Raw genomic sequence first — 26,905 nt, 5'->3', positions numbered from 1 at the left:
TAGCATTAGTGAAAGCTACCCTAGATGGCGGGCAAAAATCGGTGCAATCACGGGGGCAACCAGACCCGTCTGCCACGAACGCGCACCGTACTCGGCGAGTGCACCCCGCAGGGTCTGCTCATCAAAACGAGTTGGCGGCTCCCAGCAGAGGCGGCGAACATAATCGGTCGTGATCAGGTTCTGCGCCGGAATAGTCAGCTTCTCCGAGAGCTCATCAATGGCATGACGAACCTCGGTGAACAGCATCAAGTTTTCGGGGCGCTTGGACTCCCACGCCTTCAACGGTGGCGGGGCAGTCGACGGCAAAGTGAACGGTACGGCGTTCTCGCCGCGTGCCGCCGCGGCAATAGCACGCACCCAGCGCGGGCCCTCACGACGCAGACCGCGCGTCTGAAAACCGGGAATCGCCATGATGGCGGGAACGTTACGCGGCATGGTGCGTGCCGCCTCCACAATCGCAGAGTCAGGCAGCAGACGCTTCGCGTCAACGTCCTTCTTACGCGCCAGCGAGTCACGCTCATGCCACAGGTTACGCAGTGCCGTCAGCTGTTTGACCGAACGCAGCATCGTGCGGCCCTTCGTCTTACGCCAACGCTCCGGCTGATCCGCAGGATTCTTCACCGGGGTCTTGCACAGGTACTCAAACTCCTCCAGGGCGTACTGTAGCTTACCCTGCTGGCGGAGCAAATCCTCCAATGCGTCACGCAAATCAATGAGCACGTCAACGTCCAGCAGTGCATAGTTCAGCCAGGACTCCGGCAGGGGGCGGCGCGACCAATCTTCCTTCGAGTGCTTCTTCGCCAGCTTATAGCCGAGCAGCTCCTCAACGGTTGCACCCAGGTTCACGCGCTCCAGACCGGCAAGACGCGCACCAAGCTCCGTATCAAACAGACGGTTCGGGCGCATACCGAGCATATCCAGGCTCGGGAAGTCCTGAATTGCGGCGTGAATAACCCACTCAGCATCCGCCAGGGCATCGTTAATAATGCGCAAATCCTTAAACGCCTCAGGGTCGATCAAGTACAGCTGATCTTCACGCTTAAGCTGCACCAAAAAAGCACGTGAACCGTAGCGGATGCCCTGGGCACGCTCCGTATCAACAGCCACCGGGCCGGACGCCGCCACCAACTGTTCAGCGGCACGACGCAGGCCGCTCTCAGTGGTGATGAGAGTCGGAATCGGTGAGGAAGGGGTCTCCAGAGGAACAACGTCAGGGACTTCGATACCGTGAAGGGTCAGCTGAGGGGTGCCTGCGGCATTCTGTTCAGCTGCGGTACTCATGCACTCAATCCTTTTCCTCTGTCTGGTTCGACGCGCCCATACGATGCGCCAGATGCCCGGGTGGCCCATGCCCGAGTAAATACGAGCCCGGGCGGGGTAGCGTGCCCGCGAAGGCACTACGCCATTTTACCCGCCCGAGCTTAAAGCCTCGAATTTTAGAGAGACTCACAATAAGGGGTTCACCGGCGTGCCTGCTGGGGGTTATCGCCGGGCTTTATTCGGCGGTTTCCGCCTCGTCAGCTGGCGCCTCGTCAACCGGAGCATCACCAGCCGGGGCCTCACCGGGCTGTGCTTCACCAGCCGGGGTCAGCGTCAGACACACCGAATTGATGCAATATCGCAAATCCGTTGGAGTTGGGTAACCCTCACCCTCAAACACGTGACCCAGATGCGAATCGCAGGCGGCGCAACGCACCTCCACACGGCGCATACCGAACGTCGTATCCTCCAGGTAACGCACACGATCCTCGGCCAGCGGCGCGAAAAACGACGGCCAACCACAATGCGAATCGAACTTCTCACCAGAACGGAACAGCTCCGTACCGCAAGCACGGCAAGAATACACACCCTCCGTGTGGGTGTTCCAGTATTCGCCGGTGAATGCGCGCTCGGTGCCGCCCTCACGTAGAACAGCGTATTCTTCAGGCTTGAGAACTTCACGCCAGTTCTTAGCGATAGCACCCACGCCGGGTAATGAGTTGCCCATCATGACTCCTTCAGTTTGCTCTCATGCTCAGGCTCTTACAGCTCACATAACGCCGCGGCTGGGCGGATTATTCCCGCTACGCGCGGATATCAGCGTACTTGCCGTTGGTCAGCTTCAGTAGGTCGTCTGGGGCGAGCTCAACATCCAGGCCGCGCTTACCGCCAGAGACCATAATCGTGTCAAAAAGCTGCGCAGACTCATCCAGCAGGGTGGGGGAGGGAGTCTTCTGACCCAGCGGAGAAATACCGCCCACCACGTAGCCGGTGCGGCGCTCAGCGACCTTCGGGTTGCACATGGAGGCGCTCTTCCACCCCAGAGCAGCGGCGGCTGCCTTAATGTTCAGCTTGCCAGACACCGGCACGATTGCGACCGCGAAATCCTTCTCGTGCACAATCAGTAGGGTCTTGAACACCTGTTCCTCGGAGGCGCCGAGGTTCTTCGCGGCCTCTTCACCGAAGGAGGTGACACCCTCAACGTGCTCGTATTCGCGCATCTGGAAGGGGGTATTCGTCTCGGTCAGCAACGCTACGGCGGCGGTTGCTGCGCCACTCTTCTTACCTTTAGTTTTCTTAGCCATAGACACCATTTTACGGAAGTCACCATGCACTGTGGGGTGCGTTTGTGATCCTCCCGCCGCCCCTCCTCATGCCCGTAATGTGGCGGGCAACTCATGAGGCTCACGCGGGGTGTTAGACAGTACTACACTTAAAGCGAATGTCACATCGCCGTCACTGAAGAAAAGAGTTTTTGTGCCCACCACGACCGTACACTTGACCGACCGCATCCCTCGCGTTTCTGCTGATGAGTTGCTGGCGGGTTTCCGACCCTCTGAGCGTTTTGGTGAAGTGTCTTTTGATAGCTATATTCCCGACCCGAATCAGCCGTCGCAGGCTGAGGCCGTGCAGAAGCTGAAGGATTTTGGCGACAAGATTAATGGTGGCGGTGCTGGTGCCGGTTTCTTTGGTCGCCTATTTGGTGGCAAGAAGAAGGATGCGACGAAGGCTGGCCTGTACCTTGACGGCGGTTTTGGTGTGGGTAAGACTCACCTGTTGGCGTCGCTGTGGCATTACGTGGATGGCCCGAAGGCGTTCGGTACTTTTGTGGAATACACGAACCTGGTGGGTGCGTTGACGTTCCGTAAGACGGTTGAGGCGTTGAGCAGCTACAAGCTGGTGTGTATTGACGAGTTTGAGCTGGATGATCCGGGTGATACTGTGCTCATGTCTCGTCTGATGCGTGAGCTGGCGGATGCTGGCGTGAAGCTTGTGGCGACCTCAAACACGCTGCCTGGTGCACTGGGTGAGGGCCGTTTCGCGGCTGAGGATTTTAAGCGTGAGATTCAGGTGCTTGCTTCGCAGTTTGAGGTGCACCGTGTGGATGGTGAGGATTTCCGTCACCGTGGCCTGCCTGCCGCGCCGGAGCCTGTTGCTGATGATGCGTTTGATGCGAAGGTTGAGGAAGTGTTCGGCGGCCAGACTGTTGGCGTTGATAACTTCGCTGACCTGGTGGAGCACCTGGCGAAGGTGCACCCGTCGCGTTACCGTCAGCTGATTGATGGCCTGGATGGTATTGCGTGGCGTGATGTTCACCCGATTACTGAGCAGTCGGTGGCGCTGCGTTTTGTGGTGTTGGCTGACCGCCTGTATGACAAGGACCTGCCGATTGTTTCTTCGGGTGTGCCTTTTGACAAGGTGTTTACTGAGGAGATGCTGGCTGGTGGTTATCAGAAGAAGTATTTCCGTGCGGTGTCTCGTTTGACGGCGTTGGCTCGTGAGGGCATGCTCGGCGAATCTGAGTAGCCGCGGCTTGGCGCTGCAAAACTGGGCAGCGTGAATCCCGTAGCGTGAACCGTGTAGTGTGAATCGCGCCGAAAAGTTTATATAGTAAAGACCCCCGCCGGATGCTCCACGAGAGGATTCGGAGGGGGTCTTTGTTTGTTTTGGCTAGTCTTCGTTATCAAGCTTGAAGCTTTGCAAGCCTAGCTGGGTGCTATACACCAGCTCGTAATCGCAGAGGGCATACGAGTACACGCCTGCTTCGACTTCTTCGAAGGGCAGGATGAGCTGCCCCTCCAGCATGAATGACTTCTGCCAGTTCTCGATGCGTTCCTTTTCTAGCTGGTCGAGCGCGGCGTCGAATCGGAGTTTCCCACCCTTGATACGGTGGTTGGGTGCATCTGAGTACTGGTAGGGGAGTCGAATCGATGAAGCCGCAAGTTGCATGCTCTGCCAGTAAGTCGGTGGATCATCGGCTGAAGCGTCAAAGCGGAGAGAACCAGCCTCGTCTGTGCCGTTGATAGAGGGCAAGAGCCAGTAGCTTTTAATCGCGCTCTTGGTATTGCCCGGTTGGTTCCGTTCTACAACGATTGCGATAACTTCCAGGGATGCATCGGTGTCGCGAACCTTCGCCTCACCGATTTGCTCGTCGGAGAATCGCAAGTCATCAGGCTTAAGGAGACGTTTCATGCAGTCCGCCATGGTGTGCTGGTCACCATCAGGTGCACAGAGTAGATAGCCTTTAGCTCGGACCTTGGCTTGTTCCTTAACCTTATCGCACTCCTGCTTGGCGCTCTCGTAGACTTCTGCCCAAGCACTAGGAATCTCAGCAGATGTATTTTCTTGGTAGGTCTTCTGTACCAGAGGACTAATGTCCGTAGGAATTAGAATAGGTTCACCCTCGAAGTGGGGGAGTAGCTGTGCGTAGCTGCTGAGCAGAATCATCGGCTCATAGACTGCCTTCGATCCACGAGGGAAGTCGGGTGCCTCAATGTGTGAGCCGAAAGTTTCAACTCCTCGCACGTAGCACACCGGCTTGCGGTATGCGGGGGTGCGTTCTGAGTTGTTGCGGCTATCGTGACGGTGTAGACGTCCCATGCGCTGAAGTACCAGGTCGACCGGCGCGAAGTCGGTAATCATTACGTCAAAGTCCAGGTCAAGCGACTGCTCGATGACCTGCGTACCCACCACAATGAGGCTGTGCGGGCGTGAGGAATCCTCCCCGTCAGCTTCGCTGTAGTGCGCTTTCTTGCCGAGCTTTGAGACAAGAAGTTCTTCTTGCTCGGTGCGGTGCGTGGCGGTAAAGCGAGAGTGGGTGAGGATTACATGCTCTTCACCAAACTGTTCACTCAGGAATGCGTGTATTTCCTGGGCTCGTCCAACGGTGTTGCAGATGACTGCGGCGCATCCGTGGTCATTGGCGAGCGGTTCGAGTACCTTCAGGACGCTTTCGGGGCTGTCATCAATGAGCTTCAACTCGATTTCGGTTTGCTCTACGGGTTGTTCAACCTTCCATTTCTTAGGTGTTCCGTTATCTTCGGCGGTGAGCGTGTGAATGACGGGGTAATCCAAATCAAGAGGAGAATTTTCAGTCACGGCAGGCGTTGAAGGTGTCTGATTTTTCGCAATATTCGCCATCATTCGCGCCATCATGTCATTCTGGGGCGCCGATGAAGATGCAGGTGCCTTGTGCTGTGGCTCCGCCCCAATTTTTAGACCATTGGCATAGCTCTCCATGAGATCATCACGAGTAGCTGACGGCAGGGTTGCGGACATGAGAATGACGGGCGCATTCATCTGACCCAGCCAGTAGAGCGCAGCAGAGAGATACCGGCTCATATACGCATCGTAGGCGTGAACCTCGTCAATGATGATAACCTTAGACGCAAGGCCAAGGTATCGGAGCATTACATGCCGTGCTTGCAGGGCGGTCATGAGAACCTGGTCGATGGTGCACACAACGAAGCTGGAGAGAAGCCCCTTCTTCGTGCTGCTGAGCCAGCTGTGCCGGGCGAGAGATGTTCCGGGGCGTAGCGTTTTTCGGTTATTTTCTCGCTCGGGGGCAGAAGACTCGTCAAAAATATCTGCCTTGGAGAGCGCCTCATAGGACTTATTGAAGCGGTTCTTAGAATGACCCAGGAACATGGAATGCGGCTCAATAGGTCCGCCGTGTCCTTGCGCTACATCGGCTGTCTGGTATTCCACCCATTCGATAACACGGTCAAAGAGGGCATTAGAAGTCGCCTGAGTTGGTGCAGCAAAGGCTACACCGGTACGACCGGCTGCCTGTGCAAGGAACTCGGCAGCGATGAGGCCAGCTTCGGTCTTGCCCTGACCCATGGGTGCTTCGATGCACATCATGCCGCCGCTTTGCATGGAGCGTGCCGCTTCGACTACGACTTCCTGCATTGGGCGTAGGGTGGGATTCTGCCACCCAAAACGGGAAGTATAGAGATCAGCTGCAGGGGTGTCGGGGTTGGTATCCAGTGCGGCGGTCCAGCGCTGTTCAAGCCCGAGCGCCTGCCAACCGATGCGCGCTCGCTGTTCCTGCTCGGCCGAACCGAAGGTTCCCATGGGGAAGAAATCAGGGTTTGAAGCAATCCAGTCTGACATGATGACGAAACCGGTAATGCAGAATTGCACGGAGACGGGGATAGCCTGTCCGTGCTGTGCTAACTGCTGCAATGCTGAGGATGCGCCAAAGCGTTTCAGAGTGATGTTGTAGAGTTCCTGCCAGGTGGCATGCCATTTGGGGGAGAGGCGCTCTAAAATGACATTGCTCAATTCAGTGGATGCGGGCATGTAGTCTGCGGGTGTGCCGTGGTGCGCGCCGGAGATACTCGCGAGAGTTACAGCAACTTCATTCGGCATGCCCTCAATATTGCTGGTGAGCAGGTGAATGAGGATGCTCTGGCTGTATTTACTGTGGGGGCATCGCAAGCCGCTAGTGGGTGTGACAAGGTCTTCGGGGAACTCAAAATCCTGCTGCTCGATACGCTGACGGTACGCCGCGAGGTTTTCGTCACGTCGTGCATCGAGCTGCCCGGAGAATTCAGGGGTTGCTTTGCCCATGTCGTGGGTGGCGGCGAGCCAGCATACGAGCGCGCGCGTATCTTCCACGGAGAGATGGAGATGCTCACTGAATCGTTTCTGCAGACCGGGCGCGAGCCATGTGTCCCAGAGTCGGGTGGCAACAGAACCGGCATCGAGCATATGTTGAACAAGGGAGAGACCGTGGGTGGGGGAGTCCTTGTCTCCTGTTTTTGCCCAGAATGATGCTGTTTCAGGTGTTGAAAGATACTCAGGGGCGGGTGCCATGATTCTCCTTAGACGGTAGACTAGTGCGTGCCTCAGTGCGGTGCGAGGTGTATGTTCCCCGAAGCAGACGGGGATGAGCCAGTATTTATAAAATTGGTTGATGTGGTCCCTGCGTCAGCGGGGATTCTGCTTTTCGTTACTCCCCGTTCCACTCTATACATTAAAAATATCAAATGTATTAATAAATTGGTAGATTTGCTTGACTTAACCTTCTTGGCGCTCCTATAGTGAAATTATCAAGCCACTGGAGGCCCGCCAAGAGCCCCCTGACAAGGCTGAATTAACGGTCCACTCCCATTGTGGACTAGAAACCATTTTTATGACTGCTCATTCGTCACTCGACAGTGAGCTGATTTCGATGATGAAAGGAGTGAGAATGGCTAGCTTGGAAGAACCTCGCTTCAATCTTGCTGATGAAGCATGGATCCCGGTTCGACTGAAAACGGGCGAGGTTGCTGAGCTGTCACTCCATGATTTCTTTAAACGGGTGTATGAGATTGACCGAATTCAATCGGATAATCCGCTAACCGATGTTGCAATCTTGGGTGTTATGCTCATTATCTTTGCGCGTGCCACTTTTCTTAGCGAAGGCGTTAAGACTTTTGGTGGTGCGGCTCCTTGGATTCGCCAGATGCGCGAGCCCAACGCTAATAACCTGGCTGCTGTTCTGGGATACCTTGAAATTTTCAAGGACCTTTTCTGGCTGGTGGGGGGTGATCGCCCCTTTATGCAGGTGCATGATTTGCATACGGTTAAGGGAGACACGAAGCCGGTTAGCCGTTTGCTTTTGGACTCAGAGAGTGAGTACTTCTCGGTTCGTGCTGAAAAGACCTTGGACTCTCTGAGCTTTGCCGAGGCTGCACGCTACCTGCTGACGATTCAAGCCTGGGACTACTCGGGCATTAAATCTGGCGCAGTAGGTGACCCCCGTGTTAAGGGTGGTAAGGGCTATCCTCTGGGTGTTGGCTGGTACGGTACCACTGGCAAGGTGATTGTTCACGGCGCCAATATGATGGAAACCTTGCTGTATAGCCTTGATTATGAGCAGCTGACTGATGATGAGTCGTTTGCTCTTGACCTCCCTGTATGGGAGCGTGCTGAGCCTGATACTGCAGCACCGCGTGCGTACACGGGCGGTCCCGCGGCTCAATACAAGGACCAGCCGGTACCCGCGAGCGGTATGTGCGAGATTTTGACCTGGCAGTCGCGTCGCGTCCGCTTGCATCATGACGGTGAGCGCGTAACTTCGGTCCTTGTTGCTAACGGCGACAAGTGGTTTGACCGCAATACCTATACTGACCCTCTGACGGGTTATCGCTACAGCAAGAACCAGTCGTCGAAGACCGAACAGGTGTGGATGCCTCAGGCTCATTCGGCTGAACGCACTCTGTGGCGTGGTGCTGATGCTCTGCTGACTCGTCTCACCCCGGAATCGGAAAAGCAGAATAAGCCTGCTCCTGTGATTCGTCAGTTGGGTTCGGGAAGGTACTTCCCGACCGACGCGGAGGTGCAGGTTCAGCTGGTAGGCGTTGAATACGGCAATCAGAGCGCCGTGATTGAGAACATTATTTCTGACTCTATGACCCTTGAGCTTTCTCTGCTGGCTGATGAAGGAGTGAGTGCCTCCCAGATGGTGCGTGAAAATATTCAGGCAACCATGGACGCGGCAATTGCTCTGGGACAGTTCGCGGGTAATTTGTTACGTGCCGCAGGCCGGGAATATGAATTCCGTGCAGATGCTACCGAAGCCGTACTTAACCGTATGGAAGGATCTTTCCGCCTCTGGCTTGCGAATCAAGGGGCTGCAGAAGACATCTCTGTCAAGAAGAAAGAATGGCAGCGTCTGATGCGTAACGCTATCGAGCACGAATCGAACATCCTTATTGATAGCGCAGGATCCAAGGCTATGCTTGGCTTCTTTGGTAAGGATCTTTCCGGGAACGAAGTTCTTTACAGTGTTGCTCACGCAGAACGGCAGCTCCATGCGCGTCTGCGTAAGATCATCCCTTTGGCTTATCAAGCCTCTACCTCTCACTCACCTCAGGAGGATACGAATGAGTGACCGTACTGCGCAGAATGATCTGCAGCAGTTTATTGCTGCAAAGGTGATGCGCCTTTACCACCAGAAGAGTAGCGGTGTTTCGTCTGCTACTGCACAGTTGGCGAAGCTTCGCAGGGGAACGGGTGAACCGCCCTTGGCTCATCCTGAGCTTTGGGGATTCGTCCTGGAGAAGGAAGACGGTACTGAAGGTATCCCCGAAGAGTACCGTGGTAAGGGCGACCAGCCGAGTAACGCGGAGAATGCTGCATACACTGCTTTGACTCTTTTTGCTCTGCACCAGCAGGCACAGAATCAGCCTATGCATGTTGCCGGTGTTTCTTTCGGTCAGGCAATCGGTCGCTTGGTCAGTCAGACTACTTCTTCGATGAAGAAGCGTTTTGATTCTCTGCTGACTGCTCAGACGGAGAACGCTCGCCAGTATTACCTGCGTAGCCTGATTACTCTTCTCCGCTCCGAAGGTATTGCGTTTGACTACGGTCGATTCGCGACTGACTATATGTACCTTCTGAAGCCCACGACGCGGCAGAAGGTTCTGTACCGCTGGAACCGTGACTTCTCCTACGGGCTCGTCCCTGTTCGCGCTGTTGCGAACAAAACCACTAAGTAACTATCACTCCTGAAAGAAGGAAAAATCATGACTACTTTCGTCGATATCCATGCCCTGCAGACCCTGCCCCCGTCGAACATTAACCGTGACGACACAGGCAGCCCCAAGTCCGCTTTCTTTGGCGGCGTTCAGCGTCAGCGTGTTTCCAGCCAGGCTTGGAAGTCCGTTATTCGCCGTGATTTTGAATCGCATCTCGACAGCTCGAAGCTGGGTGTACGTACCCGCTTGGTTGCTGACAAGGTAGTGGCGCGCATCCTGGATCTTGCGCCCGAGTTCGATGCTGACCTGGCTGAAAAGGCTGTCGTGGAGGCGTTCAAGGCGGCAAAGATTAAGCTGGAGAGGCCGAAGAAGAAGGAAGACGAAGAAGCAGGCCGTGCTGTTTCTGGCTACCTGATTCTGCTGAGCAACCAGCAGATTGACAAGCTGGCGCAGGCAATCATTGACGCTAACGGCGAGAAGCTCGTTGCGAAGGATGTTAAGGAAATCCTCGACACCAACCACAGCGTTGATATTGCTCTCTTCGGTCGCATGCTGGCAGAAGCTGCCGACTTCAACGTTGACGCCGCATGCCAGGTAGCACACGCTCTGAGTGTTCACGGTTCCGAACCCGATTTCGACTACTACACCGCTGTGGATGACGTCGTTCGTTCTTCGGATGACGCTACCGGTGCGGGCATGATTGGTACCGTTGAGATGGCGGCAAGCACCTTCTACCGCTACGCCAACATCAACCTGGATGCGCTGAATGCTAATCTGGGTGACGCTTCTGCAAGCGTTGAAGCAACCCTGGCGTTTGTCCGTTCCTTCATCAATTCCATGCCTACTGGTAAGCAGAACTCTTTCGCTGCACGCACCCTGCCTGACGCTGTTATCGTCACCGTTCGTAACGACCGCCCCATCTCCTATGTGAACGCCTTCGAGAAGGCTATTACGGAGGTTGAGGGCCGCCGCGTGGTTGCTGCTCGTGCGCTCGCATCTGAGGCGAAGAATATTGAAGAAGCGTACGGTTACGAGCCTGTTGCTTCGTATGTTCTGGCTTTGGGTGACCTCAAGGAAGAACTGGCTGGTCTTGGCGAGTCTGTTTCTTTGAAGGGTCTGTTGGAGTCCCTGGAAGTTCAGCTGACTGCTCTCACCTCTCAGGAGTCCTAATGCCTACCCTGCTCTTGAAGATGAGCGGGCCGTTGCAGTCATGGGGCATTCAGAGCCGTTTCCGTCGTCGTGATGCTGGGCATGAGCCGAGCAAGTCTGGCGTGATTGGAATGGTCGCTGCAGCTCTGGGGCGCTCGCGTAACGAGCCGGTTGATGACTTGGTTTCGTTGAAGTTCGCGGTGCGTACGGATGCCCAGGGTACCCTGATTCGTGACTATCAGACCGCTAAGAATTGGGCTAAGAACCCGAATGGTGCGGCTTCTCTTTCGACCCGTATGTACCTTTCGGACGCTGTTTTTGTGGTGGCTCTGGAAGGTGAACGTGAACAGCTGGAGACTATCGAATCTGCGCTGAAGAAGCCTGTGTATCCTTTGTACCTTGGGCGACGTGCGTGCCCGGCTGGTTACGATCTTGTCCTGGGTATCCGTGAGGAGCCCGCTGAAGAGGCTCTGCGTTCGTTGGAATGGCAGGTTCCTGAGTATCGTCGTAAGGATTTTTCGAGCCCGGTAGTGTTGCGTATCCTGCGTGATGCGTTGCCTGGCGAGCGTGGTGATTTGGTTCAGGATATTCCGGTGAGTTTCAGCTCGGAGCATCGTCAGTATGCTTCGCGTGAGGTTGTATCGGTTGAGCCTGTCCTCGTAAATATCAAGGAAAATCAGCGTGCACAGAACATGGAGGAAGGGGCTTCTGTAAAGAACTCTTCTACCCAGGATTCTGAGCCTGATTATATGAAGGCGGTGGTGGAAGCATGACGTTTTTTTCTCGTTTCATGATTAATCCGCAGCGTCGTGGCGCGTGGAAGTTGTTGCGTAGCCCGCAGGCGATGCATGCTACCGTGATGGCGACTTTGCCGCCGGATACGGACTATTCTGAGAGCCGTATTCTGTGGCGTTTGGATGAGTCTCAGCATGCTCCGGTTTTGTACATGTTGAGCCCTGAGAAGCCTGATTTTTCGGCTCTTGTGGAGCAAGCTGGTTGGCAGACTCGCCCTGGTGAGAGTGCTCATTATGGTCGTCTGCTGGCGAAGCTGGAGAACGGTCAGGAGTGGGCTTTCCGCCTTGCCGCGAACCCGGTGAAGCGTCATACGAATCAGCAGACGGGTAAGCGTGAGGTGTTCCCGCACGTGACTGTTGCCCAGCAGCAAGCGTGGATTCGTGAGCGTGCTCCGCAATGGGGATTTGAAGTAATTCCTAGTGTTGAAGGTCAGGATATTGAGGAGTGCCCGATGATTTCTTCTCGTCAGGATCTTGCATTTGCCCGCCGTAATGCTGATGGCAAGGTTGGTAAGGTGACTCACCGTAAGGCTCTGTTTGAAGGTGCTCTTCGCATTACTGATGTTGAGCTGTTCCGTCAGTCTTTGCTCTCTGGTATGGGCAGGGGAAAGGCGTACGGCATGGGCCTTCTGACGTTGGCGCCTCTGTCCCGCTAGGTAATGCGGGTGAAGGGCGGGGGACTGTTCTGTGTAATGGGGCCCCGCCCTTTCTTTATTCACTCATATTTTTGTGCCGATGCTGGCACGCTGATGTTCATAGGAGAAGATCATGCAGGGGGCTGTTCCTCCGGGCTCGTCTGAGCTGTTTCGTAGTTCTGACCGTTTGAGTTTTGTGTATGTGGAGCATGCGACGATTTCCCGTGCTGATAGTGCGGTGACGTTTGTGAAGGAAGAGGGCGTGGTTCATTGCCCTGCTGCGAGCTTGAGCGCTTTGCTGTTGGGGCCGGGTACTCGTATTACTCATCAGGCGATGGCTTTGTTGGGGGAGTGCGGTACTACGGTGGTGTGGGTTGGCGAGCAGGGGGTTCGTTATTATGCGAGCGGTAAGTCTGTGGCGCGTTCTTCGCGTCTGTTGATTGCTCAGGCGAAGCTGGTGTCGAATACGCGGAGCCGTTTGGCTGTGGCTCGCATGATGTATCAGTGGCGTTTTCCTGGTGAGGATACGAGTGAGCTGACGATGCAGCAGTTGCGTGGCAGGGAAGGTGCTAGGGTACGTTCTGTGTATAGGCAGTGGTCTGAGCGGACTGGTGTTCCGTGGGAGCGCCGTGAGTATGATCCGAATAATTTTGGTGATGGGTCACCGATTAATCAGGCGTTGTCGGCTGCTCATGCTGCGTTGTATGGGATTGTTCATGCGGCGATTGTGTCTTTGGGGTGTGCGCCTGGGCTGGGTTTTGTGCATACCGGGAATTCTTGGTCTTTTGTCTACGACGTTGCTGATTTGTATAAGGCGGAGATTACGATTCCTGCTGCGTTTGAGGTCGTTGCTGGCTATACGGAGGGGATAGATATTGGGTCTGTGACGCGTAGGGCGGTGCGTGACCGTATTCGTTCTGAGAAGGTGATGGAGCGGGTTGTGCGGGATATTCAGCGGCTTTTGCTGTCTGAGGAGGTTCCTGAGGAGATGCTTGATAGTACTGAGATGCTTTTGTGGGATGAGTACACGGGAGGTACTATGGCGCGCGCGAATTTCTCTGGAGACGAGTCATGATTGTCATTGTGTTGTCTGCTTGTCCTGTAAGTCTTCGTGGTGATTTGACGAAATGGCTTTTGGAGATTAATCCTGGGGTATTTGTTGGGCGTGTGAGCGCTAGGATTCGTGAGAAGTTGTGGGCGCGTGTGTTGGAGTCGGGTGGTACTGGTCGTGCGACTATGGTGTTTCCGGCGGATAATGAGCAGCGGCTTGAGTTTCTGGTGAATAATGCCGATTGGGAGCCTGTCGATTTTGAGGGTGTTAAGCTGATTTATCGTCCGGTGGTTCGTAAAGTTGTGCCGAAATCTGGGTGGAGTAAGGCGAGTAAGTATCGCCGTGCTCGTCGTGGTTAGGAACAAATGTTTATCGTGTATTCTGGATGCAGGCTCTGGCTCCAAAGTGATTCTATTTTGCTGATGTAGTGGGTAAAGCCTCATGTCAGCAAGTGTGTTCCCCGCGCGAGCGGGGATGAGCCGGAAGTCGTCGCGGAGACGCTTCGCGGCGTGATGTGTTCCCCGCGCGAGCGGGGATGAGCCGCAGGTCGCGCTCAACCGGGAAATCAACCTCCTGTGTTCCCCGCGCGAGCGGGGATGAGCCGGAATAATCGTTTTACTTCAAGGTGAGCTTACCGTGTTCCCCGCGCGAGCGGGGATGAGCCTGACCGACCGCACCCCTAGCGTTACCGCCGTTAGTGTTCCCCGCGCGAGCGGGGATGAGCCGACGGCACCGACAGCCTTAACGCCTGCATCAAAGTGTTCCCCGCGCGAGCGGGGATGAGCCGAGCTTTAGAGCGGATCGAGCGCAGCACCTCAGGTGTTCCCCGCGCGAGCGGGGATGAGCCGCAGGTTTCTAAGGCTCTTAGCGGTGTCGGCTCGTGTTCCCCGCGCGAGCGGGGATGAGCCGTCAGGCAGAGCGTTGACGACGCTACGGGCTGCGTGTTCCCCGCGCGAGCGGGGATGAGCCGAACGGTCTTAGGCGGTACAGCCTTAGACACGTGTGTTCCCCGCGCGAGCGGGGATGAGCCGGATACTGACAATGAACCACTTGATGGAGTTCCGTGTTCCCCGCGCGAGCGGGGATGAGCCGGCGCAGCACGCCTAAACCGCAACGCACCCGAAGTGTTCCCCGCGCGAGCGGGGATGAGCCGAACTAGAGGTTCTTGGGGGCATCGAAACTGGGGTGTTCCCCGCGCGAGCGGGGATGAGCCGCGGGCGCAGACCCCGTCAGCCCGGCACCTGATGTGTTCCCCGCGCGAGCGGGGATGAGCCGTAGGTCGCGACGGCGCGGGAGAACTCCTCACGGTGTTCCCCGCGCGAGCGGGGATGAGCCGACGGCATAGCCGGAGGCAGTGGAGATGTTAGCGTGTTCCCCGCGCGAGCGGGGATGAGCCGGTGGTGCATCGGTGACCGTCTGCTCAGTGGAAGTGTTCCCCGCGCGAGCGGGGATGAGCCGGTGATGAAGTATAGGCGCTCGCCGGAGGGGTTGTGTTCCCCGCGCGAGCGGGGATGAGCCGCGATGACAAATGCCGTGGTGATGGACTTTGAAGTGTTCCCCGCGCGAGCGGGGATGAGCCGCAACCGACACGCTGGCCGGTTTGGTGGAATGGGGTGTTCCCCGCGCGAGCGGGGATGAGCCGTTATCCACATGATGCACGTCACACAAAAAATGGTGTTCCCCGCGCGAGCGGGGATGAGCCGAAGTGGACTTTACCACCCCTAAGCCATTCCTCGTGTTCCCCGCGCGAGCGGGGATGAGCCGATTGACAATGCGGATAGCGGGCAGGTGGGAAAGTGTTCCCCGCGCGAGCGGGGATGAGCCGTTCAAGAGCGCGTTCACTGGCACTATTGCCGCGTGTTCCCCGCGCGAGCGGGGATGAGCCGGATTGGAGAAAATCAGACATGGCAACTAAGACGTGTTCCCCGCGCGAGCGGGGATGAGCCGACCCGCGCGGCGCTGTCTCTGTCATGGCGACCGTGTTCCCCGCGCGAGCGGGGATGAGCCGACAAGGCCGCCGCCTATACCTGCGATTGCACAGTGTTCCCCGCGCGAGCGGGGATGAGCCGATTTGGAGATTAAATATGGCTATTGACGCTACGTGTTCCCCGCGCGAGCGGGGATGAGGATATTCAGTTCTCGAAGTTCGTTCACGCCGCCGCGTGTTCCCCGCGCGAGCGGGGATGAGCCTAGAGCGGCAACCGTTGTCTCAGCCGTTACTCTGTGTTCCCCGCGCGAGCGGGGATGAGCCGGAATAGTCCCACCCGTGGGGGTACTGGAAAATGTGTTCCCCGCGCGAGCGGGGATGAGCCGAGTTCACAGAATCGCTAGGCGCTCCGACTGCAGTGTTCCCCGCGCGAGCGGGGATGAGCCGGATTGACCGTGCTGGAGCCCTCTGTCGTATCTGTGTTCCCCGCGCGAGCGGGGATGAGCCGGTCACTAAAAAATGTTCTCTAAAGTGCATTAAGTGTTCCCCGCGCGAGCGGGGATGAGCCTACCAGACCCTCATCAAGGATTTGGGAATCCCCGTGTTCCCCGCGCGAGCGGGGATGAGCCGGACGCGCGAGGCTTCCAGACGGTGACCGAGACGTGTTCCCCGCGCGAGCGGGGATGAGCCGATGTCTTCGCCGTAGGTCTTGATGATGTACTCGTGTTCCCCGCGCGAGCGGGGATGAGCCGCCTACACCGCCGACATCACCGTCGCAGGCATCGTGTTCCCCGCGCGAGCGGGGATGAGCCGGGAGCGATCTGATGGGTACCAGTAATCAGCTGGTGTTCCCCGCGCGAGCGGGGATGAGCCGAACTGGGTTGTTGAGAAGCTCAAGGGCAAGGAGTGTTCCCCGCGCGAGCGGGGATGAGCCGAGCCTGCAGAGCCATATTCTGATACCAGAGCTGTGTTCCCCGCGCGAGCGGGGATGAGCCGACCACGCGCGTTAGCTCTGAGTGGGGCGAAGAGTGTTCCCCGCGCGAGCGGGGATGAGCCGGGGCGGCGCAATGAATAAGCTTGAATGTATGCGTGTTCCCCGCGCGAGCGGGGATGAGCCTTGAGAGCCTCATTCCTCTAATCGGCAGCGCTAGTGTGTTCCCCGCGCGAACGGGGATGAGCCCTACATTAACGTCAAATAACGAAAGGAAACCACCATGCGCACCCCCACCACCTCCCAAAACCAGACACCCACCACCAACAACGCCACCCGCAAACTCGCCACCGCGCTAGCCATCGCAGCAGTCCTCGCCCTGCTCATCATCGGCTACATCCTCACCAACAAAACCGACCCCAAACCGGCGAGTGCCCCCACCCCCACCGGCAGCGTCATCTACAACCAGGCGCCCACCACCACCCCGAGCAGCCCCACCCCGCAAGCGTCCAGCACCATTATTGGCGGCACGAAGGTGAACGGCCAGCCGCTCTACACCGCCCCTGCAACGTCCGTCACCAAGTTCTGCAAGGCATGGGCTACCGCCTCCGCCAGCAAAGAGACGTTCCTCAAAAATATTGAACCCTACGTCACCTCCGACGTACTCGAAGGACTCAAGGACACCGACCTGCGCAACCTCACCACCGATAACCCGACGCTGACTGATATCGTCATCAACCCGGTAGCCGGCACGGAACGCACTTATAACGCCTACTGCGTCTACAACCGCGAAGCCTTCCCCCGCTACGGCGGCACCTTCACCAGCACCGACGGCTCCGACTGGGTACTCTCCGAACCCAACGACCCCGCCGCCGACCCGCAGGTTCTAGCCGACAAGCGACCCACCCCCGAACGCACCAGCAACTACGACCTCAACTAACCCCCCCCCAAAAAAAGGGTTTGGCCCCGGAACAGCACCTACGCTGCTCCGGGGCCAAACCCTTCTAATCCACATCACCACAATTATCCACGCTGCACACTAAACAGCTCCACCTTCCCATCATCATTCACACGACGCACCCGCAAACCCGCACCGTGTTCCCCGCGCGAGCGGGGATGAGCCCCCAGCGGCGCGAAGGGAGCTCTCTCGCTTCGCGTGTGCCCTGCGTGAGTGGGGATGAGTCCTATATTAAGGGCAATAATGAAAGAGGCTCAACGTATTCCCCGCACTCGCGGGGCACAGGTAAAGCCCCTCGACCCGCAGCAGTAAACTGCAGGTCGAGGGGCCTCCTCATCCATTAGCTGGTAGAAAGGTCAGCCCTAGAAAACTAGGGAACCGCCCCTTACGCCACCGCCACGGTACCCTTGGCTGCGGTACCATTTCGGGTCCACAGCAGGAGCGCCGCCACGCTGTTGATGATGTAGAAGATGTACTTGCCGACGTTCGCGAAGTTGCCCTGAGTCAGCGCCTTGATGCACTGCACGGTGTTGTACAGGAACCAGAATTGCCACTGCATCGTGAGCTTGAGCGCGTTCAGAATGTTTGCTGACAGGGACAGGCCAAACACTACGGTCGTGATCCAGAACAGGAACGAGGTCTTGCCGCCGTAACCGACATAGTTCGCAATCAGGGAGAACGCGAACGAACCGGCCACAATACCACCAATAATCAGCTGCCCCTTCGTGCCGGTCAGTGGTTCCATTGCCTTGCCGCGTTCGGAGTTCTGCCACCTACGAATTGCGAAGGTGTACACGATAAAGGTCACCGGGTAGGTGATGATTGCTGCCTTATTGCCCAGAATATAGTCAATCGCGCCAGACAGCGCCGTGTTAATAATGCCGAGCACGTTGCCGACGTTTGAGAGGCGGCCGGTCAGGCGGGTAGACATCATTGAAATACCCACGTTAATCACGGAAATCAAGCCGAGGGGGATGAAGCTCGTGATCGGGCCCCAGTCAACGTACTTGGCGAGGTTGGTGCTCAGGTATCCTGAGGCGATTGCGATGGCGATAACCAGTGCTACGCCGAAAAGGTCGGCGTACTTAGACTTGGCGAAAAAGAGGAGAGCCTTCTCGTATGAGAATTCCTTGGCCTCCATGGGTAACTCCTTTGTTGAGGATATAGAAACAGTGATAGGGTACCAATAACAATAACTCTTTGAAAAGGATTTGAACCGGCGTGTCACACATAAAACATCAGAAACCCACTGACTCCGCATCTTGATACAAAGAAAACCCTGTGCCCCTCCAGACCCCATACCAACTTCCGGCAAACCTTGCCCCGGCAACCGAGGAAACTAAAGGCCGGCGCCTCGTTATTCAGCGTGCCACCATCACTGAAACCGGTATGACCGTGAACTACACTGCACACGGTCTGCGCGAATTCCTTAGCGAAGGCACCACTCTGACCGTACGCCACGGCTACATTCGTAACGACTCTTTCGAAACCCTCCGCTCCTGGCCGCTCACCCCCGAATTTGACGGTGACGCTGACAGCTTCAGCGGTAGCGACCAGTTCCCCATCGAGCTGATGCAGGGTGAGGGCGTTGATTACGCCCTGCGGCTGGATATTTGCTCCGACCCGTGGGGTCAGGAGGTTACCCACCAGATTGCTGCGCGTGTTCCCTTGGCTGAGACTAAGACCTGAAGACTTCTTTCGAGGATATTCCGGATAGCCACCCGTTCGCTGAGGATATCAGCATGGCGAACCAGAAGAAGTGGCTGATGCCGAACCCGCAGACTGGCGCGTTTGAGCCGGACTGCCATGTGCCCCATGAGGAGCTTATTGCTCTGCTGAACCACGCTGCAGGTCACGCTGGTGTGAGCGAAAACTCTGAGGTTGCCCCCTTCGCGGGTGCGGCAGGCCGTCCGACCGCGAATGCGCTGCACTGGGCTCGTGACCACAAGATCACCGAGCCGCTCACTGGTGGCGACAAGATTGACCCGACCGCACCGGTTTCTCACGAGGAGCTGGCGGCTGTGCTGTTCCAGTACAACGCGGAGGTTCAGCTGACTGAAATGAACGAGGCTGCTGGTTCTCGTTTTCGCGACGTGCTCGGTGCCGGTACTCTGCACCGTTACGTTGCGTGGGCTGGCGCGAACGACATCGTGCTGGATTCTTCGGGCGTGTTCAACCCGACCGCACCGGTTTCTCATGAGGAGCTGGCTCGTTTCATTCGCCGCTACAAGCTGCAGAACCTGCTGTTCACTGACTTCTCGTATGTCTCCTAATTTTTAGTCACCTCGGCACCGTGTGTTGGGGTGTGTGGAACCCCCGTCTTCTGGCTTTTGCTGGAGGCGGGGGTTTTGCCATGCCCCGTATTGCCGCTCATCGCGGAGTTTTAGTGACAGGCTGTGCCTGGCATATGAAATTTTGCGTTATATATGCCTAAAATCTTGCAAAATCCTGTGCGCTAAGTAAGTATTACCTAGAAGGTAAGTTAAAGTTTGCCTTACTTAATACTGTGTGAAGACTAGTTTCCTTCCTCGTGGGCCCACGAAACCCATAGCAAAGAGTAGGAAAATCACGGCACCTCACCACCTGTCGGTGGCGGAGAGACGCACCTTTACACACACCCACGAAAAAAAGGACATACATATGAAGCTCGCATCAAGCAAGGCATTCAAGGGCCTCGCCGTTGGATCGCTGGCACTGGCAATTTCCGGCGTTGCCACCATCCCCGCATCGTTCGCGGCAGAATCCACCCGGGCAGCAAGCCAGAGCAGCGACGCTCGCACCATCACCGACAAGGCGATGGCAAAGATCACCCAGGGCCTGCCCGGTCAGTTCCAGGTCGCATACTCCAAGAAGACAAACAAGATTTGGGTTGCTGGCACTGCAGACCGCGACGAGCACGTTTCCACTATCGCTCGCATTGACGCAAACTCCCTGAAGATTGAGGCAGTTGCCGAGCTGCCCATTATCAAGGGGGACTCGGGCTACTCCTACGAGGGTGCGTACGGTATCACCGTCGATGACGAGGAAGGTACCGTGTGGGTGACCAGCACCCGCGATAACTCCGTTGCCGTATACGATCAGGCGACCATGAAGCAGCTGTGGACCAATGCGGGTCTGAGCAAGGACGACCCGAACTGGATCGAGCACCCCCGCGAGGTGCGTGTCGATCACGAGTCGGGTAAGGCTTTCGTGACCGGTCGCTTCTTTGTCTCGGCTATCGATCTGAAGACTAAGAAGGTCGAGAAGATTCAGCTTGAGGGCGCACCCGATGGCGGTACCCGCTACATCAGCATGAACATTCTGGTGGACGGCGGTAAGCTGTATGTTCCCGAGCGTACCGGCGGCAAGATTTTCGTCATCAACACCAAGACCTTCAAGGTCGAGAAGACCATCTCTGTGAAGGGCGATAAGGACGGCGATGTTCGCCCCTCCGACGTGGCTATTGACCACTCGCAGAACGAAATTTACGTCTCTTCGCAAGGCGTGAAGGGCGAGAACTCCGGTGTATCCGTGTACGATGCGACCACCCACGAGTTCAAGAAGTTCATCCCCTTCGGCACCCAGGCACTCGCACTGGACAACGACGAGGCGAACGACCTGGTGTACGTCTCTGACTTCGGCACCGGCAAGGTCGGTGTGATTGACGGCGGCGCAGCAGACAAGCTGATCGCCGAGGTCGCAATGAACGGCGGCAAGGCAAACGACCTGGTCGTACTGCCCAACGGTTCCGTTGTCGCTGTGGACAAGCAGGCTGGCGCAACCGCAACCGTGCCCTACGTCCTCGACGGCACCACCGGCACCGTCAGCACCTCCAGCCAGGTTACCAGCAAGCCCGGCAAGGACCGCCAGGGCAATGACGTACCCGCAAAGACCACCGACATTCAGGCGAACTCCATCCTGAAGTTCAAGGTCACCGCAACCGCAGGCGACAACTCTCAGGTCAAGCAGGTCACCCCCGAAACCCGCGAGTTCCAGGGCTACCCGGCAACCGCCACGAAGACCAAGGCAACCGACTCTACCACCCCCTCCACCGAGGCACACCGCACCGTGGATGCAAACGGTAGCGTTGCGAACATCATTCAGGGCCTGCCCGGCCAGTTCCAGGTTGGCTACTCCAAGAAGAACCACAAGCTGTTCGTACCCACCGTGGGTGCGCGCGGCGGCCTCGCTTCCTCCCTGGCACGCGTGGATGCAGATACCCTGAAGACTGAGGCATTCGCCGAGCTGCCCGTGAAGAAGAACGATAAGGGTCAGTACGGTTACACCTCCGCGTACGGCGTGACCGTTGATGACGTGGACGGCACCGTCTGGGTTACCAACACCATCGACAACTCCGTGGCAGTGTACGACCAGCAGACCCTCAAGCCCATCTGGACCAACGAGGGTGTGAAGAAAGACGACCCGAACTGGATCGAGCACCCCCGCTCCGTTCTGGTTGACCACGAGTCCGGCAAGGCGTTCGTGACCGGCCGCTTCTTCGTCTCCGCTATCGACCTGAAGACCAAGCAGGTTGAGAAGATTCAGCTCGAAGGCGCACCCGACGGTGGCACCCGCTACGTGAGCATGAACATGTTCCTGGGCGGCGGCAAGCTGTACGTTCCCGAGCGCACCGGTGGCAAGCTCTTCGTCGTGGACACTAAGACCTTCAAGGTTGAGAAGACCATCCAGACTCAGGGTGAGGACTCCACCGTTGAGGTTCGCCCCTCCGACGTTGCTGTGGACTACTCCCTGGGCGAAATCTACGTCTCTTCCCAGGGCGTGAAGGGTGTCAACTCCGGTATCTCCGTGTACGACCTGACCACCGGCGAGTTCAAGAAGTTCGTCAAGTTCGGCACCCAGGCGCTCGCCCTGGAGCATGACGAGGATCGCGACCTGGTGTACGTGGCTGACTTTGGCACCGGTAAGGTAGCTGTCTTCGACGGTCGCGCTGACGAGGTCATCGGCGAGGTCGAGATGAACGGCGCAGCCGCGAACGACGTGACCCTGCTCAAGGACGGCTCCGTGCTCGTCCTCGATAAGAAGGACCGCGACGAGAAGGTGACCCTGCCCTACGTGCTCAACGGCACCACCGGCGAAATCACCACCGCCAGCGAGTACACCACCCTGCCCACCAAGGACCGCCAGGGTAACGACGTTCCTGCATCGGTTCAGCAGCTGAAGTCTAACTCGATTCTGAAGTTCAAGGTTGGCGTGAAGGACACCGACGCGAGCGCAGCTCCTGTGGGTATCACCCCGACTTCGCTTCAGTTTGCGGGTTACCCGACGGTGACCGGTGTGAAGGCTGAGGAGCCGAAGCCAGCTGATCCGAAGGTTGAGGATAAGAAGTCTGACGCTAAGTCCGAGAACACCGCAGAGGCTAAGGATCAGACCTCCAAGGATCAGGCATCTCAGTCTGATTCTAAGCCTGACGCTAAGACCGGTGCACAGGACTCCAAGTCTGATTCCAACTCGGACTCCAAGCCTGTTCCGGATGCTGTGAAGGCTGATAAGTCCGGTTCGGCGGTGAAGAATGGCGGTTCCTCGGTCGCTAAGAGCGATGCTGGTTCCTCGCAGGCTGGCTCTTCGCGTGGTGCTTTGGCGAACACCGGTGCTAACGCTGTGCTGCCGCTGGTTGCTTTCGCTTCGGTGGCTCTGATCGCGGGTGCTGCTCTGGTGATGCGCCGTCGCAAGGCATAAGCGTGGCGTTTAGCTTTCGGGCTTAAATGCTCGATTCGATGTAACGCGTGAGAAGGCGGGTATTTTCTCTTTTGGATTCTTTGAATCTGGGGGAGGGGGTACCCGCCTTTTGTGTATCTGCTTGGGCTAATGCTGGATGGGTGGTTTGAAAGCATATTTATATATATGCACATGACTATAAAAATATAGGTTTTGAATGTCGAAAATGTGCGGCTCATGGTGAATGTTGCTGGCGCGCCTCACCTAAAATTTTAAATTAATATGTAAATATGAGAGCATCACAATACCCCTAGTTTCCAGGGTTTTCGCCCGCAAGGTCAAGGAAAACCCTGGAAACGAATCAACCTTCGAATGATGCTGAAGGCGAATTTGGGGGTCATTTATAAAAACACAAAACATGCCCACGTCGTTGCTTATTATTTTACGAGTAGAACACTGAGGATGAGAAGGTAAGTAAATTTATGTGTTACTACACTTCTGCTTTTCATGCCGTCGAATATGTCACCGCATATTCACGGGTGTCTTGTTAGCATTCGCCTGTGGCATGTGAGCACTTCCGTTATATATTTGAAGGATACACATTGAACCTCACTCCCTCCTCGGTTAAAGCATTGAAAGGGCTCGCCGTCGGCTCCTTCGCAGCACCGAACACCGCACACCAGATCAGCGCATCGTATCCTTCTACCGCAGCGCTGAGCCGCGTTGTTGACACATCCGCATCCATTGCCCAGATTACCCAGGGTCTGCCCGGTCAGTACCAGGTTGCCTACTCTAAGGAGATCAACAAGATCTGGATGGTCGGCGTGGGTGCACGCGATGACCTCGCCTCCACGATTGCTCGTGTCAATGCAGACACTCTTCAGATTGAAGAAGTGGCAGTGGTTCCTTTCGAGCTGGATAAGAACGGCGAATTTGGCTACATTTCTGCGTACGGCATCACTGTTGATGACGTGATCGGCACCGTGTGGGTTACTAATACCACCGACAACTCCCTGTCTGTGTTCGATCAGAACACCATGGAGTTGATTTGGACTAACCACGGCATTGCCGAGAGTGACCCTAACTGGATTGAGCACCCCCGCTCCGTGCTCGTGGATCACAACTCCGGCAAGGTGTTCGTCACCGGTCGCTACTACGTGTCCGCTATCGATATGAAGACCTACGAGGTCACCAAGCTGCAGCTCGAAGGCGCGCCCAATGGTGGCACCCGCTACGTTGGTATGAACATGACCGTTGATGGTGACAAGCTGTACGTGCCTGAGCGCACCGGCGGCAAGGTCTTCGTCATTAACACCCATACGTTTAAGACCGAGCAGGTTATCCGGACCCGCGCCGAGGATTCCACTGTTGAGGTTCGCCCCTCTGATGTCACTATTGACCACTCCGAGAACGAAATTTACGTCTCTTCCCAGGGGGTGGACGGCGTGAACTCCGGTATCTCCTTCTATGACCTGAGCACCGGTGAGTTTAAGAAGTTCGTCAAGTTCGGCACCCAGGCGCTGTCTATGGAGAACGATGAGGCACGCGACCTGGTGTACGTGACTGACTTCGGTACTGGCAAGATTGCTATCTTTGATGCGAAAACCGACCGTACTCCATCGTGAAGTTCTACGCTGAGGTTTCCAAGGGTGAGTTCACCTCCACCACGACCATTAACCCCGCTAAGATTCCTTTCCAGGGCTACCCGAATCAGGCTACCGCAGTGCTGATTGACCCCTCCCCTGAACTTCGCTGAGGGTGCCGTCGACATTACCCGACCGCGGGTGCGGAGGTAAGTGCGGTGGAGGTGCTGGACAGATGTCGGGGGAGCACCTGGCATAGCTGGAAAAGGGCCCATGCGGTGGGTTTTGCACCCAATGTAAAATATGTGACTCAATTCACTGCTCTTCGATTTGGTTGTTTTCGAGAACCTCTGTAAAGTTATATGTGTTGCCAGGGAGGCCTGGTAAAAGAGATTTAAATCTCACGGCCCCATCGTATAGCGGCCTAGTACTCCGCCCTCTCACGGCGGCAACACCGGTTCAAATCCGGTTGGGGTCACCACTAGGAAAAAGCCTTGATTCTTCGGAGTCAAGGCTTTTTATTTATGTCTGTATCAGCGGGAATATCTCTTAGAATCTATGGTGCCGCCGTGACCTCTCACGGCGCCGCTCCTTACGTCGCGGCACTGCGGGGCATGATGGAATCCCTCGCGCGCTCGGCATCATGCCCCTCCGTCACCGTTACAAACCGGTTGGGGTCACCACTAGGAAAAAGCCTTGATTCTTCGGAGTCAAGGCTTTTTATTTATGTCTGTATCAGCGGGAATATCTCTTAGAATCTATGGTGCCGCCGTGACCTCTCAAAAGAATAAAAGCGAGAAGCCGCATGTGTTTCAAACACATGCGGCTTCTCGGCGGTATAGAGGATCCAGAACCTACTGTGCCGACGCCTCAGCAGAACCTGCAGCAGTCGCCTCCGCAGGCGCAGCAGCCTCAGCAGAAGCGCTCGGGCTCAGTGACGGAACCGGTGAAGCAGAAGCAGTACCCGGAGCACGACGCACCATACGCCAAGTGCCGTCCTGGTAGTGCGCCACAATCTGGCCAGTTACCGGCTTACCCGGGTACTTGAACACCTCGGTCAGCGGCTGTACACGATCATTGGTCTTGCTGTACACACCAGCCCCCTCAGCACTATCAATCACCATCTCAGTTGCCCAAGAGTAGTAGCCGGTGCGGGTGTCCTTAGTCGGGCGGTCAGTAGTCAACGACAGAATCACCGGACGCTCCGAACCGATAACCCAGCCGCTCTCCGAAGCGTACATGCTCTGGAAGAACTCAGCCACGGTTGAGTAGTCGCCGGTATGGTCAATGTTCGTGAAGCGTGCACCGTCACCGGTCAGCAGCAGGTAGTTCAGGGTAGCCTGCCAGTACGCAATGAACGCGTGTAGACCCTCAACACTGTTCTCACGCAGCTTCGCCGGCTCTACCGGAATCGCAACGTTGACAGCCTTGTGTTCCTTGGTGCCGGGCTCAAAAGTGCCGGTGGAGGAGTAGTCAGCAAGAACGACCTCACCCTTCATGCTGGGACCAGCCTCAACGGTGGTGGTTACCTCCGCAGTGGGAGAGACGGATGCGGTAGCGCTCGCGGTCGAAGACTCGGTAGCGGATGCGCTCGTGGTCGCCGAAGATTCGGAGGACTTCGAGGAGCATGCGGCAAGAAGCGCTGCGGTGCCCAGACCTAGAGCGGTCAGGGCGGTGCGGCGAGTGTACATGGTAGACATGGGGCTCTTTCTGAGGTGAATAAAGTATGTGGCGGAAATGAACTAATTCCAGGGTATCGCAGGGGAGCGGTCAGCCCAATGTTGTGTGTGCCTCCATCGCGGTAAAAGTGGCGGTAGATGACGAAAAACACGGGGCCCAAGGCTTCTCATACGACTGCGATATGACCGAGGTCCTAAACGGAGGCGCCGGATCTGCTCACGCTTGAAGTGGGTGAGCATGTTGTAAGTTTGGCTGGTTCATTTCTAACCGTCCAGGCACCATCCTGATACTTCAAGATAAAGAAAAATTCATAAAATCACCGGGGGCTGCTACTCAATGAGGCCATGGTGAGTTCCCCACTATCTGTATAGTGGATTTTTGCTTCCTTGCTGTAACGGCCAACACCCAGCCAGCGGTACTGTTGTTCGTCAACCTTCTGTGGGGTCTCCTCGGACAGATCAGCTATGAGTGGCGTCTCGGTGCCGTATATCCACTCCTCATCCTTTGCGTATAACTCTACGTATGCTTCCATTTTCTGCACGTAGATGGTGTCCAGGTTCACGACCTTGAGCGGTTTAGCGTCACCGGTGATCACCATATAATTCAGGGATGCGACCCAGTAGCCTATAGCAAGGTACATACCTGACCTCGTCTTACGCTCCATGCCATCGGGAGGGGCGGGCATGGGCGGGTTTTCTACTTTCTTCGTGGAGCTTGCGGGGCGGTACGTTCCGGTGGACTTGTAGCTATTGAACTTCAATTCGCCCTTGTGGGGGAGCAGCGGGTCAACTACGCTCGGATCATCCAGCGGGCG

General features: G+C 56.5%; 21 protein-coding genes, 1 tRNA gene and 1 CRISPR repeat array. Of the genes, 15 read left to right on the top strand and 7 right to left on the bottom strand.

The window, feature by feature from the left end; translation table 11 throughout:
- Positions 1–15 precede the first annotated feature (15 nt).
- The 3 genes from QFX07_RS05385 to ybaK all read right to left on the bottom strand — a co-directional run bounded on the left by QFX07_RS05385 (position 16) and on the right by ybaK (position 2,564).
- Entirely contained in the window at positions 16–1,281 is a 1,266-nt protein-coding gene (locus QFX07_RS05385) for an HRDC domain-containing protein (protein ID WP_279754598.1), read from the bottom strand.
- Positions 1,282–1,495: 214 nt separating this feature from the next.
- Complete coding sequence (gene msrB, locus QFX07_RS05380; protein ID WP_279754597.1) at positions 1,496–1,987, bottom strand: peptide-methionine (R)-S-oxide reductase MsrB; 492 nt, start codon at positions 1,985–1,987, stop codon at positions 1,496–1,498.
- A 76-nt stretch (positions 1,988–2,063) separates the two neighbouring features.
- On the bottom strand, positions 2,064–2,564 hold the full coding sequence (gene ybaK, locus QFX07_RS05375) for a Cys-tRNA(Pro) deacylase (RefSeq protein ID WP_279754596.1): 501 nt from the start codon (positions 2,562–2,564) through the stop codon (positions 2,064–2,066).
- A gap of 172 nt (positions 2,565–2,736) precedes the next feature.
- Between ybaK and zapE the strand changes: the two genes are divergently transcribed.
- The gene (gene zapE, locus QFX07_RS05370) at positions 2,737–3,786 is read left to right on the top strand and encodes a cell division protein ZapE (protein WP_279754595.1); all 1,050 of its coding nucleotides are present in this window, start codon (positions 2,737–2,739) and stop codon (positions 3,784–3,786) included.
- A gap of 144 nt (positions 3,787–3,930) precedes the next feature.
- Here the strand turns inward: zapE and cas3 are convergent, their stop codons facing one another.
- Positions 3,931–7,080, bottom strand: a complete 3,150-nt coding sequence (gene cas3, locus QFX07_RS05365) for a CRISPR-associated helicase Cas3' (protein ID WP_279754594.1) — start codon at positions 7,078–7,080, stop codon at positions 3,931–3,933.
- A gap of 376 nt (positions 7,081–7,456) precedes the next feature.
- Between cas3 and casA the strand changes: the two genes are divergently transcribed.
- The 8 genes from casA to QFX07_RS05325 all read left to right on the top strand — a co-directional run bounded on the left by casA (position 7,457) and on the right by QFX07_RS05325 (position 17,155).
- On the top strand, positions 7,457–9,142 hold the full coding sequence (gene casA / locus QFX07_RS05360; protein ID WP_279754593.1) for a type I-E CRISPR-associated protein Cse1/CasA: 1,686 nt from the start codon (positions 7,457–7,459) through the stop codon (positions 9,140–9,142).
- Positions 9,135–9,749, top strand: a complete 615-nt coding sequence (gene casB, locus QFX07_RS05355) for a type I-E CRISPR-associated protein Cse2/CasB (RefSeq protein ID WP_279754592.1) — start codon at positions 9,135–9,137, stop codon at positions 9,747–9,749. Before casA ends, casB begins: the two co-directional genes overlap by 8 nt.
- Positions 9,750–9,776: 27 nt before the next feature.
- Positions 9,777–10,898, top strand: a complete 1,122-nt coding sequence (gene cas7e, locus QFX07_RS05350) for a type I-E CRISPR-associated protein Cas7/Cse4/CasC (protein WP_279754591.1) — start codon at positions 9,777–9,779, stop codon at positions 10,896–10,898.
- Complete coding sequence (gene cas5e, locus QFX07_RS05345; RefSeq protein ID WP_279754589.1) at positions 10,898–11,650, top strand: type I-E CRISPR-associated protein Cas5/CasD; 753 nt, start codon at positions 10,898–10,900, stop codon at positions 11,648–11,650. Before cas7e ends, cas5e begins: the two co-directional genes overlap by 1 nt.
- Positions 11,647–12,327: a type I-E CRISPR-associated protein Cas6/Cse3/CasE gene (gene cas6e / locus QFX07_RS05340; RefSeq protein WP_279754588.1), complete on the top strand. Its 681-nt coding sequence runs from the start codon at positions 11,647–11,649 to the stop codon at positions 12,325–12,327. The genes cas5e and cas6e overlap by 4 nt, the downstream gene beginning before the upstream one ends.
- A gap of 112 nt (positions 12,328–12,439) precedes the next feature.
- Complete coding sequence (cas1e, locus tag QFX07_RS05335) at positions 12,440–13,381, top strand: type I-E CRISPR-associated endonuclease Cas1e (RefSeq protein ID WP_279754587.1); 942 nt, start codon at positions 12,440–12,442, stop codon at positions 13,379–13,381.
- Positions 13,378–13,716, top strand: coding sequence for a type I-E CRISPR-associated endoribonuclease Cas2e (gene cas2e / locus QFX07_RS05330; protein WP_279754585.1), 339 nt, complete (start codon positions 13,378–13,380; stop codon positions 13,714–13,716). The genes cas1e and cas2e overlap by 4 nt, the downstream gene beginning before the upstream one ends.
- Positions 13,717–13,810: 94 nt before the next feature.
- Positions 13,811–16,465: direct repeats of the CRISPR family, unit length 29 nt; unit sequence GTGTTCCCCGCGCGAGCGGGGATGAGCCG.
- 33 nt (positions 16,466–16,498) lie between these two features.
- Complete coding sequence (locus tag QFX07_RS05325) at positions 16,499–17,155, top strand: hypothetical protein (protein ID WP_279754584.1); 657 nt, start codon at positions 16,499–16,501, stop codon at positions 17,153–17,155.
- A gap of 403 nt (positions 17,156–17,558) precedes the next feature.
- Here QFX07_RS05325 and QFX07_RS05320 read toward each other — a convergent pair whose 3' ends face one another.
- A complete protein-coding gene (locus QFX07_RS05320) occupies positions 17,559–18,314 on the bottom strand; it encodes a nicotinamide mononucleotide transporter (protein ID WP_279754583.1) in 756 nt (251 codons plus the stop codon).
- A 140-nt stretch (positions 18,315–18,454) separates the two neighbouring features.
- Between QFX07_RS05320 and QFX07_RS05315 the strand changes: the two genes are divergently transcribed.
- From QFX07_RS05315 to QFX07_RS05290, 6 genes are all read left to right on the top strand, one after another.
- Positions 18,455–18,862 carry a hypothetical protein gene (locus QFX07_RS05315; protein WP_279754582.1) on the top strand — a complete coding sequence of 136 codons (408 nt, stop codon included), beginning with the start codon at positions 18,455–18,457 and terminating at the stop codon, positions 18,860–18,862.
- Positions 18,863–18,915: 53 nt separating this feature from the next.
- Positions 18,916–19,446: a hypothetical protein gene (locus QFX07_RS05310; protein WP_279754581.1), complete on the top strand. Its 531-nt coding sequence runs from the start codon at positions 18,916–18,918 to the stop codon at positions 19,444–19,446.
- 367 nt (positions 19,447–19,813) lie between these two features.
- Positions 19,814–22,849, top strand: coding sequence for a DUF5074 domain-containing protein (locus QFX07_RS05305; protein WP_279754580.1), 3,036 nt, complete (start codon positions 19,814–19,816; stop codon positions 22,847–22,849).
- A gap of 581 nt (positions 22,850–23,430) precedes the next feature.
- Positions 23,431–24,453 (top strand): YncE family protein, encoded by a 1,023-nt coding sequence (locus tag QFX07_RS05300; protein WP_279754579.1) that lies wholly within the window; start codon positions 23,431–23,433, stop codon positions 24,451–24,453.
- Positions 24,450–24,584, top strand: a complete 135-nt coding sequence (locus tag QFX07_RS05295; RefSeq protein ID WP_279740630.1) for a hypothetical protein — start codon at positions 24,450–24,452, stop codon at positions 24,582–24,584. Before QFX07_RS05300 ends, QFX07_RS05295 begins: the two co-directional genes overlap by 4 nt.
- 232 nt (positions 24,585–24,816) lie before the next feature.
- Positions 24,817–24,892: transfer RNA gene (locus tag QFX07_RS05290), tRNA-Glu, on the top strand.
- 373 nt (positions 24,893–25,265) lie between these two features.
- Here the strand turns inward: QFX07_RS05290 and QFX07_RS05285 are convergent.
- Positions 25,266–26,111, bottom strand: a complete 846-nt coding sequence (locus QFX07_RS05285) for a DUF6318 family protein (protein WP_279740631.1) — start codon at positions 26,109–26,111, stop codon at positions 25,266–25,268.
- Between the two features lie 296 nt (positions 26,112–26,407).
- Positions 26,408–26,776, bottom strand: coding sequence for a DUF6318 family protein (locus QFX07_RS05280; protein WP_458390955.1), 369 nt, complete (start codon positions 26,774–26,776; stop codon positions 26,408–26,410).
- Positions 26,777–26,905 lie beyond the last annotated feature (129 nt).

It is taken from the genome of Rothia similimucilaginosa, assembly GCF_029850985.2.
Taxonomy (GTDB): domain Bacteria; phylum Actinomycetota; class Actinomycetes; order Actinomycetales; family Micrococcaceae; genus Rothia.
This window is presented reverse-complemented; position numbering and strand designations above follow the sequence as displayed.

Excerpts from the sequence above, each read along its gene's own strand:
- QFX07_RS05385 (WP_279754598.1), bottom strand. The coding sequence starts at position 1,281 with ATGAGTACCGCAGCTGAACAGAATGCCGCAGGCACCCCTCAGCTGACC.
- cas3 (WP_279754594.1), bottom strand. The coding sequence starts at position 7,080 with ATGGCACCCGCCCCTGAGTATCTTTCAACACCTGAAACAGCATCATTC.
- ybaK (WP_279754596.1), bottom strand. The coding sequence starts at position 2,564 with ATGGCTAAGAAAACTAAAGGTAAGAAGAGTGGCGCAGCAACCGCCGCC.
- cas5e (WP_279754589.1), top strand. The coding sequence starts at position 10,898 with ATGCCTACCCTGCTCTTGAAGATGAGCGGGCCGTTGCAGTCATGGGGC.
- QFX07_RS05305 (WP_279754580.1), top strand. The coding sequence starts at position 19,814 with ATGAAGCTCGCATCAAGCAAGGCATTCAAGGGCCTCGCCGTTGGATCG.
- cas2e (WP_279754585.1), top strand. The coding sequence starts at position 13,378 with ATGATTGTCATTGTGTTGTCTGCTTGTCCTGTAAGTCTTCGTGGTGAT.
- QFX07_RS05285 (WP_279740631.1), bottom strand. The coding sequence starts at position 26,111 with ATGTCTACCATGTACACTCGCCGCACCGCCCTGACCGCTCTAGGTCTG.
- QFX07_RS05280 (WP_458390955.1), bottom strand. The coding sequence starts at position 26,776 with ATGCCCGCCCCTCCCGATGGCATGGAGCGTAAGACGAGGTCAGGTATG.
- QFX07_RS05320 (WP_279754583.1), bottom strand. The coding sequence starts at position 18,314 with ATGGAGGCCAAGGAATTCTCATACGAGAAGGCTCTCCTCTTTTTCGCC.
- casB (WP_279754592.1), top strand. The coding sequence starts at position 9,135 with ATGAGTGACCGTACTGCGCAGAATGATCTGCAGCAGTTTATTGCTGCA.
- msrB (WP_279754597.1), bottom strand. The coding sequence starts at position 1,987 with ATGGGCAACTCATTACCCGGCGTGGGTGCTATCGCTAAGAACTGGCGT.
- cas6e (WP_279754588.1), top strand. The coding sequence starts at position 11,647 with ATGACGTTTTTTTCTCGTTTCATGATTAATCCGCAGCGTCGTGGCGCG.
- QFX07_RS05325 (WP_279754584.1), top strand. The coding sequence starts at position 16,499 with ATGCGCACCCCCACCACCTCCCAAAACCAGACACCCACCACCAACAAC.
- cas1e (WP_279754587.1), top strand. The coding sequence starts at position 12,440 with ATGCAGGGGGCTGTTCCTCCGGGCTCGTCTGAGCTGTTTCGTAGTTCT.
- QFX07_RS05310 (WP_279754581.1), top strand. The coding sequence starts at position 18,916 with ATGGCGAACCAGAAGAAGTGGCTGATGCCGAACCCGCAGACTGGCGCG.
- casA (WP_279754593.1), top strand. The coding sequence starts at position 7,457 with ATGGCTAGCTTGGAAGAACCTCGCTTCAATCTTGCTGATGAAGCATGG.
- cas7e (WP_279754591.1), top strand. The coding sequence starts at position 9,777 with ATGACTACTTTCGTCGATATCCATGCCCTGCAGACCCTGCCCCCGTCG.